This window comes from Neisseria sp. CCUG17229 (assembly GCF_047839235.1).
Classification (GTDB): Bacteria; Pseudomonadota; Gammaproteobacteria; order Burkholderiales; family Neisseriaceae; genus Neisseria; species Neisseria brasiliensis.
Map to the genome: position 1 here is coordinate 1,719,179 of NZ_CP181247.1, position 14,892 is coordinate 1,734,070.

Genomic DNA, 14,892 nt, shown 5'->3' on the forward strand with positions numbered 1-14,892 from the left:
AGTCAATATTGGAAAGGGATTTATAACATAATCAATGCCGTCTGAACATGATTGCACTTATTTTCAGACGGCCTAATTATGGGTAAACTATTCTTTCAGTTCAACAAAGCCACGCCATTCTACAAAGGAAAACCCATGTCTAACCGCCTGACCCAACTGCTCGGCTGCCGTTTGCCCGTGATTCAAGCGCCGATGGCCGGCATGCAAAACAGCCGTCTCACCATCGCTGCCTGCCGTGCCGGTGCGCTCGGTTCACTGCCCGCCGCCATGCTCTCACCCGAGCAACTGCATGCCGAAATCTTAGCCATCCGCGCTGCCACCGATGCGCCGTTTAACGTCAACTTTTTTGCCCACCGCCAGCCTGAAGCCGATGCCGACAAGATGCAGCAATGGCTTAACACACTGGCGCCTTATTATCGCGAACTCGGTATCAATACCGATGATATTGCACAAGGCGGCGGACGGCAGCCTTTCGGCGCGGCACAGGCAGACATTATTGCCGAACTCAAGCCGCCGGTTGTCAGCTTTCATTTCGGCTTACCTCAAGCGGATTTGCTTCAACAAGTAAAACAAAGCGGCGCGAAAATCTTGGCTTCCGCCACCACGGTTGACGAAGCGCGCTGGCTGGTGCAAAACGGCGCTGATGCGGTGATTGCCCAAGGCTTGGAAGCGGGCGGCCACCGCTCCATGTTCCGCAGCAAGGTGTATGAACAAGTCGGCACTTTTGCGCTGCTGCCGCAAATCCGTGCGGCAGTCGATGTACCGGTGATTGCGGCCGGCGGTATCAGCAATGCAGCTACCGCCCGTGTGGCGCAGACACTAGGCGCAGACGGCATTCAAATCGGCACAGCTTTATTGTTGGCCGACGAAGCCGGCACCAGCACCCTGCACCGCGCCGCCTTGCAAAGCCCACGTGCAGAAACCACCGCTTTAACCAATCTGTTCTCCGGCGGCTTGGCGCGCGGCATCGTCAACCGCTTTATGCGTGAAAACGGCTGCATTCACCCCGACGCACCACCATTCCCACTCGCCCAAAGCGCATCGGCACCATTACGCAGCGCCGCTGAAAAACAAGGCAGCGATAACTTTTCGCCTTTGTGGGCAGGACAAAACGCACCGCTTGCCCGCAGCGGCAGCGCGGCAGAAATTATTGCGGAAATTGCCGGTGGATTTACGGCATAATTTTAAAAATTATTTTTGAATATGAAATAGGCCGTCTGAAAACAACATATTTTCAGACGGCCTATTTTAATTAATCAGCTTATTCAGCCAACATTTTTTTCCAACGCGCTGCTTGGAAACGCACTTGTTCCGGCGCAGTGCCGCCCAAGTGGTTGCGGGCATTCAAGCTGCCTTCCGGTGTGAGCACTTCGTACACATCTTCGGCCACCAAATCAGAAAAGCCTTGCAACACGTCCAGCGGCAAGTCGCTCAAATCCACGCCTTTGTCATCGGCATGACGCACAGCTTGTGCCACCACTTCATGCGAATCGCGAAACGGCATGCCTTTTTTCACCAAATAGTCGGCCAAATCGGTGGCGGTGGCAAAACCCTGCATCACGGCAGCGCGCATGTTTTCCGGTTTCACGGTCACGCCGCGCATCATGTCGGCGTAAATACGCAAGGTGTCAATTAAGGTATCAACCGTGTCAAACAACGGCTCTTTATCTTCCTGATTGTCTTTGTTGTACGCCAACGGTTGCGATTTCATCAGCATAATCAAGCCCATCAGATGGCCAATCACGCGACCAGACTTACCGCGCACCAGCTCCGGCACATCAGGGTTTTTCTTCTGCGGCATAATGCTTGAGCCGGTGCAGAAGCGGTCGGCAATGTCGATAAAACCAAAACGCGGGCTCATCCACAAAATTAATTCTTCGCTCAAGCGGCTCAAGTGAATCATCACCAAAGAAGCAGCGGCGGTAAATTCGATGGCAAAATCGCGGTCGGACACGGCATCGAGCGAGTTTTGGCAGATTTGTTCAAAACCCAACAATTCGGCAGTGATTTCGCGCTGAATCGGATAAGTGGTACCAGCCAAGGCTGCCGCACCCAAAGGCATGCGGTTGACGCGTTTGCGACAGTCGGCCATGCGCTCGAAGTCGCGGCCGAGCATTTCAACATAAGCCAGCATATGATGACCAAAGCTCACCGGCTGGGCAACCTGCAAATGGGTAAAACCGGGCATCACCACTTCGGCATTGGCTTCGGCCAACTCCACCAAGGCCGCCTGAAGGTCTTGAATCAGGGTTTGGATGTCGGTGATTTGGTCGCGCAACCACAAGCGGATATCGGTGGCGACTTGGTCGTTGCGGCTGCGGCCGGTGTGCAAGCGTTTGCCGGCATCGCCGATTTTGTCGGTCAGACGGCGCTCGATGTTCATGTGCACATCTTCCAAATCCAGCGACCATTCCACTTTTCCGGCTTCGATTTCTGCTATAATCTCGGCCATACCTTGTTGGATGGCGGATAAATCATCGGCACTCAATACCCCGCTTTGCTGCAGCATTTGCGCGTGTGCCAAAGAGCCTTGAATATCCCACTTGGCCAGACGCTTATCGAAGTCGATCGAACCGGTGTATTTTTTCACTAATTCGGATACCGGCTCGTTAAAACGGCCCGACCAGGTTTTATCATTACTCATTATGCTGTTCCTCAGATATCAAACAAAAAGTTAACCATCAAAATCAGGTTAACATCATAAAAACAAAAATGGCTAAACTTTTACATGCGCCATTATACGTCAATTACCTCAAAAAATATCCCGGACTTTTACAACGCCGGATAAGTACAATACAGCGGCTGTACCATTCCTGCTGCTTGAATGGCATCTTTTAAACTCTGACGGCCTACTCGCCGACACTGTAAACCCAAAGCCGTACTCCGACAGCAAATTATCCGATAAAATTTGAAAAATGCTTGGCTTTGGCTTTCATAAGGATACTGACACTGTAAGCAGAAACGCTTCAATATCTTCTCATCAATATCCGTTTTTCTTTCTACACATACCCCCCATCTACATGGTTTGGCAGTTAAATCACTCAGACACTATACTAAAAAGCCGCCTGAATACTTCAGACGGCTTTTAATCTTAACAGAACCTGCTTGAAACCCTATTCGATGTTTTGTACCTGCTCGCGCATTTGCTCGATTAATACCTTCAGCTCCACCGACGCTTGTGTGCTTTCAGCAGCGATGGCTTTGCTGCCCAAAGTATTGGCTTCGCGGTTGAGTTCTTGCATCAAAAAATCCAAGCGTTTGCCGACACTGCCTTTGCTTTCGGTCACAATGCGGCGTACTTCGTCGATGTGGGTACGCAAGCGGCTGAATTCTTCATCAACATCGGATTTTTGAATAAACAGAGCAAACTCTTGCTGCAGGCGGTCGTTATCGATGTTTGCCACGGCTTCGGCCAAGCGTGTGCGCACTTTTTCCATATGTGCTTCCAACAGGCTTGGGAACAATTCGCTCAATGCATCAACAATACCTTCCATTTTTTCCAAGCGGTCAAGCAGATGATCGGCCAGTTTCTTACCTTCGCGCTTGCGGGCAGCAGCGAAGTCTTTCAAAGCCTGTTTCAACAAATCCTGCACAGTTTGCGCAAACGCTTCCGGGTCTTCGCTTTGGCTGGCCAACACACCTGGAAATTTCAAAATATCCGCCACGGTCAACTTGCCCAAACCATCAAACTCATCGCGCCATTTCTCATTTAAGCCGGCCAGTTGCGCTACCAAGTCCTGATTCACTTCTAAGCCTTGCGCACCTTGTGTGATGTCTTGAATTTGAATGCGGCATTCTAATTTACCGCGCACGGCTTCGGCTGCAATCTGCTCGCGCAAGGCACCTTCCAGATGGCGTAAATCATCAGGCATGCGGAATTGCACGTCCAAATAGCGGTGGTTTACTGCGCGGATTTCCAAATTAATGCGTTTGCTGCCGCACTCACCGGCGGCGTTGGCAAAGCCGGTCATACTGCGAATGGTCATGGTTTTTACTCCGTTTCTACATTACGAGTGAAAGTGTTTTCAATATACCATAGCAGACCAGCAGATAATAGGCCGTCTGAAAGAAGCTGCTATAATCGCGCTATATTTTTATTAAGGAATGTTTTATGAGCCACCCTATCCGCACCAACCGCGCCGCCGACAGCCTGCGCGATATCCGCATCACACCGAATTTTCTGCCGCACGCCGACGGCTCGGTACTTATTGAATGCGGCAACACCAAAGTGATCTGCACCGCATCGATTGATGAAAACGTGCCGCCGTTTCTACGCGGTAAAGAACAAGGCTGGGTGACGGCGGAATACGGCATGTTGCCGGCTTCCACCGCTTCTCGTATGCGCCGTGAAGCTGCTGCCGGCAAACAATCCGGCCGCACGCAAGAAATTCAGCGTTTAATTGGCCGCTCGCTGCGTGCCGTGGTGGACATGAAAAAACTGGGCGAGCGTCAAATCTTAATCGATTGCGACGTGATTCAAGCCGACGGCGGCACGCGCACCGCTTCGATTACCGGCGCATTTGTGGCTTTGCAAATGGCGGCAAACAAGTTGCTTTCAGACGGCCTGATTGCCGAAACGCCAATTATCGAAGCCGTTGCCGCCGTATCTGTGGGCGTGGTGGCTGGTGTACCGTTGTTGGATTTGGATTACCCCGAAGACTCCGGCTGCGACAGTGACGTGAATATCGTGATGACCGCTTCAGGCAAAATCATCGAAATCCAAGGCACAGCGGAAGGCGCACCGTTTACGCTTGATGAATTGGGCAAACTGATTGCCTTAGGCCAAAAAGGCATTGCCGAATTGGTGCAACACCAGCAAGCTGCTTTACAGGCTTAATTCAGATAACAAAGCCGTCTGAAACTGTTTCAGACGGCCTCTTTTATATATTTCTTACAAATCAATGGATATTTTTCACTCACTTTTTGCGCAATACCAAGGTATCGCTGCCGAACTGGTGGCATTGGAGCTGGTCGCCGTAATCTTCGGTATGGCCAGCGTGTGGCTGATCCGCAATGGCAGCGTGTGGGGCTTTCCCGTCGGCATTGTCAGCACTGCCGGCTTCGTGTGGCTGTTGTGGGTTTATGCTCTTTTTGGCGATATGCTGATTAATGCTTATTACACGGTTTTAAGCGTGTATGGTTGGATAAACTGGTCGAAACGGCAGCAGGCAGATAAAACCTTCCGCATCACTCCTTTTGTACGCAAAGACTGGTTGGCCTGCATGGCTTTGAGCCTCTTCAGCATGCTGTTTGTCAGCTTGGTTTACTGGTTCAAACCTTACATTAATAATGGTTTTTCTTGGCAGGGTGTCAGCGCGGGATTTGCCCATTTCACATGGCTGGATTACACCGATATCTTCACCACCGCGCTGTTTCTGGTGGCCATGTGGCTGATGGCGGAAGGCAAAATCGCCCACTGGATTTTATGGGTCATTGCCGATGCCGTATCGGTGCCGCTTTATTTTTATAAAGGGCTGACCTTCAGCGCCTTCCAATATATCGTGTTCACCCTCATTGCCATCAGCGGATATGCCTCATGGAAAAAAATCTCAGCCAAACAAACCCACCCCTCCACCGTGTTGCCGTAATCGGGCCGGAATCGACAGGCAAAACCACTTTATCGCAAGCCTTAGCAACGCATTTCCAAACCCATTGGGTGCCGGAATACATGCGTGACTACTGCCAGGTTTTGTGGGACGAATCCCAGCAAATCTGCCGCTGGGAAGATTTGCTGCCTATTGCGCAAGGGCAGATGGAATCTGAAAACCGGCTGGCACAAACTGCGCGTGACGTGCTGATTTGCGACACCTGCCTGTGGGAGTTGGTGGTATATGCCTATCTTTATTTTGGCGAATGCCCACCCGATTTGGAAGCAGCTACCTTAGCCTCACATTACGACACTGTTTTACTGACCGATATTGATGTGCCATGGGTAGCCGACGATTTGCGCGACAAACCGCAAGAGCGTGAAAAAGTATTGGCTTTGTTCCAAAACTTTCTTAAACGCAATCATATTTCGTTTACGCTTTTGAGTGGTTCGCATGAACAGCGTTTGCAACAAGCCGTCAATCTGATTGAACACGCTTTAATCAAATAAACCATTCAAAGCCGTCTGAACATCATGTTCCAGACGGCCTTTCCATTTATAAAGGCCATCATTCACACGAAAACAAGTGGCAATATTGTCAACAATGTCACGAAACTGCCCCATTTCCCAAAGAGTTAGGCTATAAAACTGAATTAATCGGGCTGCAACCTTGAATTTTATGTAAAAAATAGTAATAATAACCAAACTTTTCTCACCAACGCAGCAACAAACCGCTGCCTCACCTCCCAAAGAAAGCACGAAAAAAATGGCGTTAATCGTACAAAAATACGGCGGCACCTCAGTCGGTTCCGCCGAACGCATTAAAAACGTAGCCAACCGTGTTGCCAAAGCCCGCGCCGAAGGTCATGACGTTGTTGTCGTGGTATCGGCCATGAGCGGTGAAACCAACCGCTTGGTTGCCTTGGCACACGAAATGCAAGACACGCCCGACCCACGCGAGTTAGACGTCGTATTGTCCACCGGCGAACAAGTCACCATCGGTTTGCTGGCCATGGCCTTGAAAAACATCGGCGTGGATGCCAAGAGCTACACCGGCTGGCAAGTCGCTTTGAAAACCGACACTGCCCACACCAAAGCCCGCATCGAGAGCATTGACGACGCCAAAATGCGTGCCGACTTAGATGCCGGCCGCGTGGTGATCGTGGCCGGTTTCCAAGGCATCAGCAGCGAAGGCGACATCTCCACTTTAGGCCGCGGCGGCTCGGATACTTCTGCCGTTGCGCTGGCTGCTGCTCTGAAAGCGGACGAATGCCAAATCTATACCGATGTAGACGGCGTGTACACCACCGACCCACGCGTGGTGCCTGAAGCGCGCCGCTTGGATACCATTACTTTTGAAGAAATGTTGGAACTAGCCAGCTTGGGTTCGAAAGTTTTGCAAATCCGCTCCGTAGAATTCGCCGGAAAATACAAAGTACGCCTGCGCGTATTGAGCAGCCTGCAAGATGGCGGCAACGGCACCTTAATTACCTTTGAAGAGGACGACAACATGGAAAGAGCTGCCGTAACCGGTATCGCCACCGATAAAAACCAAGCCCGCATTAACGTGCGTGGTGTACCTGACAAACCGGGCGTGGCCTACCAAATCTTGGGCGCGGTAGCCGATGCCAATATTGAAGTTGACATGATTATCCAAAATGTCGGCTCGGAGGGCACCACCGACTTCTCGTTTACCGTTCCGCGCGGCGATTACAAAGCCACACTGAGCCTATTGAACAACTTGAAGGACAGCATCGGCGCAGCGGATATCGATGGCGACGACACCGTATGCAAAGTTTCCGTAGTGGGCATGGGCATGCGCTCACACGTCGGCGTGGCGGCGAAAATCTTCCGCACTTTGGCTGAAGAAAGCATCAACATCCAAATGATTTCGACTTCTGAAATCAAAGTTTCCGTATTGATTGACGAAAAATACATGGAACTGGCCACCCGTGTTTTGCACAAAGCTTTTGAATTGGAAAAATAATTTTTTCTGATGAAATAAGATAGGCCGTCTGAAAAATTAGTTTTCAGACGGCCTTTTGTTTGAATCGTCAGTTTTCTATTGGCTAAATGAATCAAACATAACCTATGCAAAGCTTAAATTACAAGCTTCTAAAAAATATTCTCGCTTAAAAAAATACTAAGGCCGTCTGAAAGCATTCACTTTTCAGACGGCCTATTTACAACCCTACTGCATTAATACCAACCGCGCGCCTTCATCGCTTTTTCGATGCGGCGGATACTCATCATATACGAAGCGGTGCGCAAATCAACGCTGTATTCCTGCGCCAAGTTCCAAATGTCTTGGAACGCACGACGCAACACCACGGTTTGCTTTTGCTGCACTTCGTTAAATTCCCAGTAATAGCCTTGCAGGTTTTGCACCCACTCGAAATACGACACCACCACACCGCCGCAGTTGGCCAGAATATCTGGCACCACCAATACGCCGTTGGCCTGCAAAATTTCGTCCGCTTCCGGTGTGGTCGGGCCGTTGGCGCCTTCCACCACGATTTTGGCTTTCACATCACTGGCATTTTCAGAGGTGATTTGGTTTTCCAGCGCACACGGTGCCAACACGTCCACATCCAAAGCCAGCAATTCGGCATTGGTGATTTCCTTGCCGTAGCCTGCTTCATTGGTGATGAAACCGTTGGTTTGGTATTCTTTCAATACCGCATCCATGTCGATGCCGTTTTCATTGTAGATGGCCACGTCCACAGTGGAAATCGCCACCACTTTCGCACCGGCTTCATGCGCGTACAAACCGGTATGGTAGCCGACATTGCCAAAACCTTGAATCGCGTAAGTCGCGCCTTTTACGTCTTTGCCGATTTTTTCCAAGGCTTGAACAGCAGCAAAATTCACGCCGTAGCCGGTGGCTTCATTACGCGCCAGCGAGCCGCCAAAATCAACCGGTTTGCCGGTAAACACGCCCGGAGCGGAATGTTTCACAATGCTTTCGTATTCATCCACCATCCACGACATCACTTTGCCATTGGTGTTCACATCCGGTGCCGGAATATCGATTTTTTCGCCAATCAGCGGCGCAATGGCGTTGGCATAGCCACGAGCAATGCGCTCTAATTCAGCTTCAGAATAATCTTTCGGATCAAGCGTGATGCCGCCTTTGCCGCCACCATAAGGCAAACCGGCCACGCAGCATTTAAACGTCATCCAAGTGGATAAGGCTTTTACTTCATCCATGTTGACGTGTGGATGGAAGCGGATGCCACCTTTGTAAGGACCGACAGCATTGTTGTGTTGCGAGCGGTAGCCGGTAAAGGTTTTCACCGTACCGTTATCCAATTTTACCGGAAAGGTCACTTCCAATACGCGCAACGGGTTTTTCAAAATCTCATACACTGCCGGATCCGTATTCAAACGGTCGCACGCAGCTTTAACTTGTTTTTGAGCAATTTCAAAAGGATTCAGTGTTTCTTTTGCAGCATTCGACATCAGTAAGTCCTTTCACAAGGGTTCGTTAAGACGAGTGTGATGCCTACCACTATATCAAGTTTTGGCGCCTTTAATAAATAAAATATTTTAAAATCAATGTAGTAAATCTACTTTGTCAACATTATTGAAGTAATAAAACCAAAATAAATTTTCAATAAATATTTTTTAGGATTGTATTTGATTGAATTTTAAACATTCCTTATCAAAACGCAGGCCATGTGAATATTCAAAACACCGTTTTCCCGTAAAAATTTTTTTACTTTATATCGAAATAAAAGCCTGCCAGCCCAGCGATAAATCCCCTTAAAAATGCCCCTGCCCCTTTTCAGACGGCCTATTTCAGGTAAAATCACTTTACCGAATATAAACCTTGGAGAAGCTGATGACCACACCCACCATCGAACACGTTCAAGCTGTAGCCTTTGATTTAGACGGCACGCTATGCCACTCTGCGCCCGATTTGATTGCCGCCGGCAACGCCATGCGCACTTATTTGGGCATGGACGCGCTACCCGATTCGGAAATTGAAAGCTACATCGGTGACGGCATCGGCCGTCTGGTACATCGTGTCATCACGCGCGAACGTGAAACCGATGCCGAACCCGAAATTTGGGAAAAAGGTTTCGTGTTTTACATGCAATATTACCGCGACCATTTGAGCGATTTCACACGTCTTTATCCCGAAACCGAAGCCGGTTTGGGTCTCTTAAAAACCTTGGGCATCCCCTTGGCCGTCATCACCAACAAAACCGAAATCTTGGCCGTTGAATTATTGAAACAATTGGGCATCGCCGATAATTTCAGCCTGATTCTCGGCGGCGACAGTCTACCGGAAAAGAAACCCAGCCCGCTGCCTTTACAACATTGCGCCGAAGTATTGGGCATCGATATTGCCAACATGATGATGGTCGGCGACTCACACAACGACATTCTCGCTGCCAAAGCCGCCGGCTGCTTCAGCGTGGGTGTCACCTTCGGCTATGGCGACATGACTTTGTTGTCACAAGACAAAGCCACCAAACCCGATTGGCTGATTGGCTCGCTACCGGAAATCTATGAAAACCTGCAACCGCAAAAAACCAAAGACGACGATGAAGCATAAGGCCGTCTGAAATGTACCAATCCGAAAGCGACGACTTTATCCACTTCGGCGACACGGATGATGACCAACCCAAACGCCCGAGTAAACCGCAAAAATCCTTGCGTGCTCGGGCGATGGATATTTTATCGCGCCAAGAAATCAGCCGTGTCGGCCTCAAGCGCAAGCTCGCGCCGCATGCCGAAAGCGAAGAAGAATTGGAAAAAGTGTTGGACGAATTTGCTGAGCGCAATTGGCAATCCGACGAACGCTACGCCGAAGCCTACATCCACAGCAAAAGCCGCCAACACGGCAAATTGCGCTTGCAGCAGGCTTTGGCGCAGCAAGGCATTGATGCCGATATCAGCCGCGAATTTATGCCGGATAAAGAAAGCGAATTGCAAACCGCGATTCAGGTTTTACGCAAAAAATTCAAGCAGCCCAGCCGTGATTTGAAAGAGAAACAAAAGCAGGTGCGCTTTCTCGCTTACCGTGGTTTCGACATGGGCACGATTCAAGCGGCTTTAAAAAGCGATTGGGTAGAAGATGATGACTTTTATTGATTCATTTCGCTTGAATCTTTTTATCAAACGGCGTACGCTTCAGCCTATGATCTTTCAAGCAAGAGTTTGCATAATGACCGATAAAACCCCTTCCCCAAGTACACACAAACCTTCCATTGAAGACGAACGCAACAACCCCGTTTACAAAGCCGGCCGCGCCGTGGTGATTTTCATGAGCATCGTGTGGGCGATTGTGGTGATTGCCGTATTGTACTTCGTGTTTAAATTTTGGTTGAGTTAAAAACGTTTACATATAACAAGGCCGTCTGAAGTATAAAGTTTCAGACGGCCTTTCGATTGAATATTTAGCGTTTTTCCTGTTTGCGAATCAGGTAAACCGCCCAAACAGCAAAGATAATGGTCGGCAACGCACCAGCCAAAAACGGCGGCACACCATACAGCTGACTGGTAAAGCCAAACAAACGGCCGGCAAAATGGAAAGCCAAACCTAAGCAAATACCGCCGAACAGCTTCAAGCCCATGTTGCCGTGGCGTGTGGTTTGTGGGGTAAAGGCATAGGCCACCAGAGCCATCACCAAAGCAGCAATCGGATACATCACTTTACGCCACCATGCGATGGAATAAGCTTGTGTTTGCTGTTGGTTGTCTTTCAAATGCTCAATATAGGTGGTAAGTTCCGACACCGACATCTGATCGGGGTCGACCAGCAATACATCCAGTAATTTGCTGTTGAGCGCGGTTTCCCAGCGTTGCTCAGCTGCGGTTTTGATTTCAATGCGGTCATCGTGGATCACGCTGTGGCGCACGTTTTTCAACTGCCAGCTGCCATCGGCATTCAATACCGCCGATTCGGCCTCACCTGCTTGTGCCAATTCATATTGCTCGTTGTGCTGCCACACTTTAACACCCAGCAAAGTTTTATCCGGCAACATTTCGCGAACGTTGATGATGTTGTTTTTCTCTTTCAGCCATAAACCGGTATCGCCGGCAGTGAGCTTGCCGTTGATGGCCGTCGCTTTCAGGTTTTCTGCACGTTGGCTGAGTTTCGGTGCGACCCATTCGCCTAACGCCATAGTAGCCAAAGCAAAAATCAAACCAAATTGCGCCAAGATAATCAGCAGCTTTTTGGTGCTCAAGCCGCTGGCTTTCATCACCGTCAATTCACTGCCCGCCGCCAATTGGCTCAAGGAAATCAAGCCGCCAATTAACACCGCCAACGGCATCAATTCATAGGCTTGCGCCGGCATCTGCATCAGCACATATTGCGCCATTGTCGCGCCGTCATAGCCGCCTTTTCCAAGGTTGCCGACTTCATCAATCACTTCAAAAAAGCTGTACAAAGCCAAAAACGCCAGCAAGGCATACAAAGCCATCACGGCCATTTGGCGGATAATATAACGTGAAATCAGATTCATTTTCCGCCTTTCAAACTCAAGCTTTTCGCCACGGCTTGCCAAAACGGTTGCGCCGGCATACTGCGCACACGCAGCAACACCACGGCAATGGCAAACATCAACACGTGCATCGGAATCAGGCCGATGAAGAAATGGATTTTGCCGTCTTCCACCGCGTTGCGCAAAAAGGTCAGGCCGTTTTGATAAATCAGAAATAAACCGATGGCAATCAAGATATTATAAGTATGACCGGTGCGCGGATTGAAATACGACAGCGGAACTGCCAGCATGGTCAGCAACAACACGCTAATCGGCAAAGACACGCGCCACATGAGTTCGGCTTGGTGCTGCGGATTGTTGCTACCGATCAATTGCGTGGTCGGAATGGTGCGGCGATGGGAAACCGGATCAACGATTTTCGGCGTGGTGCTGATAATCAGGCTCAGCTTTTCAAACGACACCTGATTGTAATCGGCCTGCCCCGGCGTGCCGCTGTAGCGGTAGCCGTTGCGCAGCTCTAATGTGCGTTTGTTGTCGGTCAGCGCGAAATTGCCTTCTTTGGCGAACACGATATTATCGTTGCCTTTGTCGTCTTGTTCGCGCAAAAACAGGTTTTTCATCACGCCCGAATCAGTGTCGAAAGTTTCCACAAAATACACGCGGTTGTTGCGTTTACCCAAAGCATTGAACTCACCCGCCTCGACCAAAGAAAGCTCTTGTTTCTGCTTCAAAATTTCGGCATATTCGCGGCTACGCAATTCCGCCCATGGCATCACCCAAAGCTGCATCACGGCAATCAACACGGCAAACGGCACGGCAAACTGCATCACCGGTTTAATCCATTGCTTCAAGGCCAAACCGCTGGAGAGCCACACCGACATTTCACTGTCGCGCCAATAACGGGTCAACACCGTCAAGGTGCTGATAAACGCCGTCAACACCAGCAGCAACGGCGTCATACCAATGACCCAGAAGCCAACTAAGGCCAACACGGCATCGATCGCGACCCGTCCGTCGGCGGCGCGCCCGAGCAGGTTAATCGCCTGTGTCGACACCAATACCGCCAGCAGCACCACAAAAATGCCGACCGCGGTAAAGGACAATTCTTTAATAAAATTTCTTTGATAAATCATATGATTGCTATTTCAAGCTGGGCGGCACAAAGCCGGTTGGCAGGTTCTCGCTGTCTTTTTTCGCAGGCCGTCTGAAACACCATAACACAAACGCGCAGCCTGCCGACATCATGAAATAAGGTTTCAGACGGCCTGATGATGGAGTACAATCATTCCATCTTTTTCATACGGCAACAGGCCGTCTGAAACATCCGAACACCCACATTCAATCAGGAGAATAAACGTGGAATTTAGCACAAAAGCCGAAAAATTGCAGCCGAATCAGGCCGGCGCAGCGTTATTTATTTGTACGGAAGAAGCCCAGCTCCACAACGACACCGCCCTTGCCCTGTTCCGCTCGCTGGAAGAAGGCCAATCTTTTACCGAAACCAAAATCCCTTCTGCCGACGGTTTACAAGCTGTGGCCGTGGTGTATTTGAAAGACTTGGAACGCACTACGTTCGACAAAGCCGCTGCCGAAGCCGCCAAATGGGCGCAGAAGCAAGAGAAAGTCAGCGTTGATATTATGCCGTTTTGCGAAATCAACGCCCCACGCGTGGCCGAAGCTTTTGCCGTAGCATTTGGCAACGCTGCCTACCGTTTCGACCGCTATAAAAAAGAAGCCAAACCGGCCAAGCTCACCCACACTACTTTCCACACCGAGCACGCTGAAAAAGTTGACCAAGCCGTGAAAGTGGCCGATGCACAAGTGTTCGGCCAAAGCCTGTGCCGCGATTTGGGCAATGCCGCGCCAAATGAATGCACGCCGGATTTTTTGGCTGCTACCGCCAAATCCGAAGCAGAGCGATTGGGCGCACAGGCTAAAATCATCGAAAAGGACTACATCAAAGCCAATATGGGTTCGTTTTGGGCGGTAGCCAAAGGCAGCGTGCAAGACCCTTATTTGGTCGAACTGTCTTACTTCGGCGCCGCAGACAAAGAAGCCGCACCCATCGTGTTGGTCGGCAAAGGCATCACCTTCGACACCGGCGGCATCTCGCTGAAACCGGGCTTGAACATGGACGAAATGAAATTCGACATGTGCGGCGCGGGCACCGTCATCGGCACCTTCTGCGCGGCCGTAAAATTGCAATTACCAATTAACCTGATTGCGATTGTGCCGACTTGCGAAAACATGCCATCGGGCATGGCCACCAAACCGGGCGACATCGTCACCAGCATGAAAGGCTTGAGCATCGAAGTGCTGAATACCGATGCCGAAGGCCGCTTGATTTTGTGCGACGCGCTCACCTACGCCGAACAGTTCAAGCCGAAAGCCGTCATCGACGTGGCCACCCTCACCGGCGCCTGCATCATCGCTTTGGGTCACGACGTCAGCGGCGTGATGGGCAACAATCAGGAATTGGTCGACAGCCTGCTGGCTTCGTCTAAAGAAGTCAACGACAAAGCATGGCAACTACCGCTGTTTGACACCTACAAAGAACAGCTCAAATCCAACTTTGCCGACCTGCCGAACATCGGTACACCGGGCGCCGGCACCATTACCGCCGCCACTTTCCTGTCGCACTTCACCGAAGATTACCCATGGGCGCATCTCGACATCGCCGGCACGGCATGGAAATCCGGCAGCGAAAAAGGCGCCACCGGCCGCCCTGTTCCTTTGCTGTTGAATTACTTGCGTAATGTGAAATAAACTACATTCATCAATCAGGCCGTCTGAAAAGCATATTTTCAGACGGCCTTTTGTTATAATTCAACACGATTCAATCTTGCC

The 14,892-nt window shown here is 50.2% G+C and carries 15 protein-coding genes; 9 read left to right on the forward strand and 6 right to left on the reverse strand.

The window, feature by feature from the left end; all coding sequences use genetic code 11:
- Positions 1 to 135 precede the first annotated feature (135 nt).
- A complete protein-coding gene (locus tag ACM67B_RS08240; protein ID WP_416189204.1) occupies positions 136 to 1,182 on the forward strand; it encodes an NAD(P)H-dependent flavin oxidoreductase in 1,047 nt (348 codons plus the stop codon).
- A 79-nt stretch (positions 1,183 to 1,261) separates the two neighbouring features.
- Here ACM67B_RS08240 and argH read toward each other — a convergent pair whose 3' ends face one another.
- Both argH and ACM67B_RS08250 read right to left on the reverse strand, forming a co-directional pair.
- Positions 1,262 to 2,644, reverse strand: a complete 1,383-nt coding sequence (gene argH, locus ACM67B_RS08245) for an argininosuccinate lyase (RefSeq protein WP_416189205.1) — start codon at positions 2,642 to 2,644, stop codon at positions 1,262 to 1,264.
- Positions 2,645 to 3,113: 469 nt separating this feature from the next.
- Positions 3,114 to 3,986, reverse strand: coding sequence for a YicC/YloC family endoribonuclease (locus ACM67B_RS08250; RefSeq protein WP_416189206.1), 873 nt, complete (start codon positions 3,984 to 3,986; stop codon positions 3,114 to 3,116).
- A gap of 125 nt (positions 3,987 to 4,111) precedes the next feature.
- Here ACM67B_RS08250 and rph point away from each other — a divergent pair, with 125 nt between their 5' ends.
- The 3 genes from rph to ACM67B_RS08265 all read left to right on the forward strand — a co-directional run bounded on the left by rph (position 4,112) and on the right by ACM67B_RS08265 (position 6,097).
- Complete coding sequence (gene rph / locus ACM67B_RS08255) at positions 4,112 to 4,837, forward strand: ribonuclease PH (protein ID WP_416189207.1); 726 nt, start codon at positions 4,112 to 4,114, stop codon at positions 4,835 to 4,837.
- A 64-nt stretch (positions 4,838 to 4,901) separates the two neighbouring features.
- Positions 4,902 to 5,588, forward strand: coding sequence for a nicotinamide riboside transporter PnuC (pnuC, locus tag ACM67B_RS08260; RefSeq protein ID WP_416189208.1), 687 nt, complete (start codon positions 4,902 to 4,904; stop codon positions 5,586 to 5,588).
- Positions 5,537 to 6,097 (forward strand): AAA family ATPase, encoded by a 561-nt coding sequence (locus ACM67B_RS08265; protein ID WP_416189209.1) that lies wholly within the window; start codon positions 5,537 to 5,539, stop codon positions 6,095 to 6,097. Before pnuC ends, ACM67B_RS08265 begins: the two co-directional genes overlap by 52 nt.
- On the opposite strand, the gene ACM67B_RS08270 is transcribed toward ACM67B_RS08265, so the two are convergent.
- The gene (locus ACM67B_RS08270; RefSeq protein ID WP_416189210.1) at positions 6,086 to 6,346 is read right to left on the reverse strand and encodes a hypothetical protein; all 261 of its coding nucleotides are present in this window, start codon (positions 6,344 to 6,346) and stop codon (positions 6,086 to 6,088) included. The two genes, ACM67B_RS08265 and ACM67B_RS08270, sit on opposite strands and share 12 nt — an antisense overlap.
- Positions 6,347 to 6,353: 7 nt before the next feature.
- Between ACM67B_RS08270 and ACM67B_RS08275 the strand changes: the two genes are divergently transcribed.
- A complete protein-coding gene (locus ACM67B_RS08275) occupies positions 6,354 to 7,574 on the forward strand; it encodes an aspartate kinase (protein ID WP_416189211.1) in 1,221 nt (406 codons plus the stop codon).
- Positions 7,575 to 7,786: 212 nt separating this feature from the next.
- Here ACM67B_RS08275 and ACM67B_RS08280 read toward each other — a convergent pair whose 3' ends face one another.
- A complete protein-coding gene (locus ACM67B_RS08280) occupies positions 7,787 to 9,049 on the reverse strand; it encodes a Glu/Leu/Phe/Val family dehydrogenase (RefSeq protein WP_416189212.1) in 1,263 nt (420 codons plus the stop codon).
- Positions 9,050 to 9,431: 382 nt separating this feature from the next.
- On the opposite strand from ACM67B_RS08280, the gene ACM67B_RS08285 reads away from it, so the two are divergent.
- The 3 genes from ACM67B_RS08285 to ACM67B_RS08295 all read left to right on the forward strand — a co-directional run bounded on the left by ACM67B_RS08285 (position 9,432) and on the right by ACM67B_RS08295 (position 10,931).
- Entirely contained in the window at positions 9,432 to 10,151 is a 720-nt protein-coding gene (locus ACM67B_RS08285) for a phosphoglycolate phosphatase (protein ID WP_416189213.1), read from the forward strand.
- Positions 10,152 to 10,264: 113 nt separating this feature from the next.
- Positions 10,265 to 10,690, forward strand: a complete 426-nt coding sequence (gene recX, locus ACM67B_RS08290; RefSeq protein ID WP_416190550.1) for a recombination regulator RecX — start codon at positions 10,265 to 10,267, stop codon at positions 10,688 to 10,690.
- 73 nt (positions 10,691 to 10,763) lie between these two features.
- A complete protein-coding gene (locus ACM67B_RS08295) occupies positions 10,764 to 10,931 on the forward strand; it encodes a hypothetical protein (protein ID WP_416189214.1) in 168 nt (55 codons plus the stop codon).
- Between the two features lie 64 nt (positions 10,932 to 10,995).
- Here ACM67B_RS08295 and lptG read toward each other — a convergent pair whose 3' ends face one another.
- Together lptG and lptF are read right to left on the reverse strand one after the other, a co-directional pair.
- Positions 10,996 to 12,066 (reverse strand): LPS export ABC transporter permease LptG, encoded by a 1,071-nt coding sequence (gene lptG / locus ACM67B_RS08300; RefSeq protein WP_416189215.1) that lies wholly within the window; start codon positions 12,064 to 12,066, stop codon positions 10,996 to 10,998.
- Positions 12,063 to 13,178, reverse strand: a complete 1,116-nt coding sequence (gene lptF, locus ACM67B_RS08305) for an LPS export ABC transporter permease LptF (protein WP_416189216.1) — start codon at positions 13,176 to 13,178, stop codon at positions 12,063 to 12,065. The genes lptG and lptF overlap by 4 nt, the downstream gene beginning before the upstream one ends.
- Positions 13,179 to 13,401: 223 nt before the next feature.
- Between lptF and ACM67B_RS08310 the strand changes: the two genes are divergently transcribed.
- Positions 13,402 to 14,811 (forward strand): leucyl aminopeptidase, encoded by a 1,410-nt coding sequence (locus tag ACM67B_RS08310; RefSeq protein ID WP_416189217.1) that lies wholly within the window; start codon positions 13,402 to 13,404, stop codon positions 14,809 to 14,811.
- Positions 14,812 to 14,892: the final 81 nt, after the last annotated feature.

What these genes read in the sequence shown, in the direction of transcription:
- ACM67B_RS08265 (WP_416189209.1), top strand. Translation starts at nt 5,537, where the DNA reads ATGGAAAAAAATCTCAGCCAAACAAACCCACCCCTCCACCGTGTTGCC.
- ACM67B_RS08275 (WP_416189211.1), top strand. Translation starts at nt 6,354, where the DNA reads ATGGCGTTAATCGTACAAAAATACGGCGGCACCTCAGTCGGTTCCGCC.
- ACM67B_RS08280 (WP_416189212.1), bottom strand. Translation starts at nt 9,049, where the DNA reads ATGTCGAATGCTGCAAAAGAAACACTGAATCCTTTTGAAATTGCTCAA.
- ACM67B_RS08240 (WP_416189204.1), top strand. Translation starts at nt 136, where the DNA reads ATGTCTAACCGCCTGACCCAACTGCTCGGCTGCCGTTTGCCCGTGATT.
- recX (WP_416190550.1), top strand. Translation starts at nt 10,265, where the DNA reads ATGGATATTTTATCGCGCCAAGAAATCAGCCGTGTCGGCCTCAAGCGC.
- lptG (WP_416189215.1), bottom strand. Translation starts at nt 12,066, where the DNA reads ATGAATCTGATTTCACGTTATATTATCCGCCAAATGGCCGTGATGGCT.
- ACM67B_RS08285 (WP_416189213.1), top strand. Translation starts at nt 9,432, where the DNA reads ATGACCACACCCACCATCGAACACGTTCAAGCTGTAGCCTTTGATTTA.
- lptF (WP_416189216.1), bottom strand. Translation starts at nt 13,178, where the DNA reads ATGATTTATCAAAGAAATTTTATTAAAGAATTGTCCTTTACCGCGGTC.
- rph (WP_416189207.1), top strand. Translation starts at nt 4,112, where the DNA reads ATGAGCCACCCTATCCGCACCAACCGCGCCGCCGACAGCCTGCGCGAT.
- ACM67B_RS08250 (WP_416189206.1), bottom strand. Translation starts at nt 3,986, where the DNA reads ATGACCATTCGCAGTATGACCGGCTTTGCCAACGCCGCCGGTGAGTGC.
- ACM67B_RS08295 (WP_416189214.1), top strand. Translation starts at nt 10,764, where the DNA reads ATGACCGATAAAACCCCTTCCCCAAGTACACACAAACCTTCCATTGAA.
- argH (WP_416189205.1), bottom strand. Translation starts at nt 2,644, where the DNA reads ATGAGTAATGATAAAACCTGGTCGGGCCGTTTTAACGAGCCGGTATCC.
- pnuC (WP_416189208.1), top strand. Translation starts at nt 4,902, where the DNA reads ATGGATATTTTTCACTCACTTTTTGCGCAATACCAAGGTATCGCTGCC.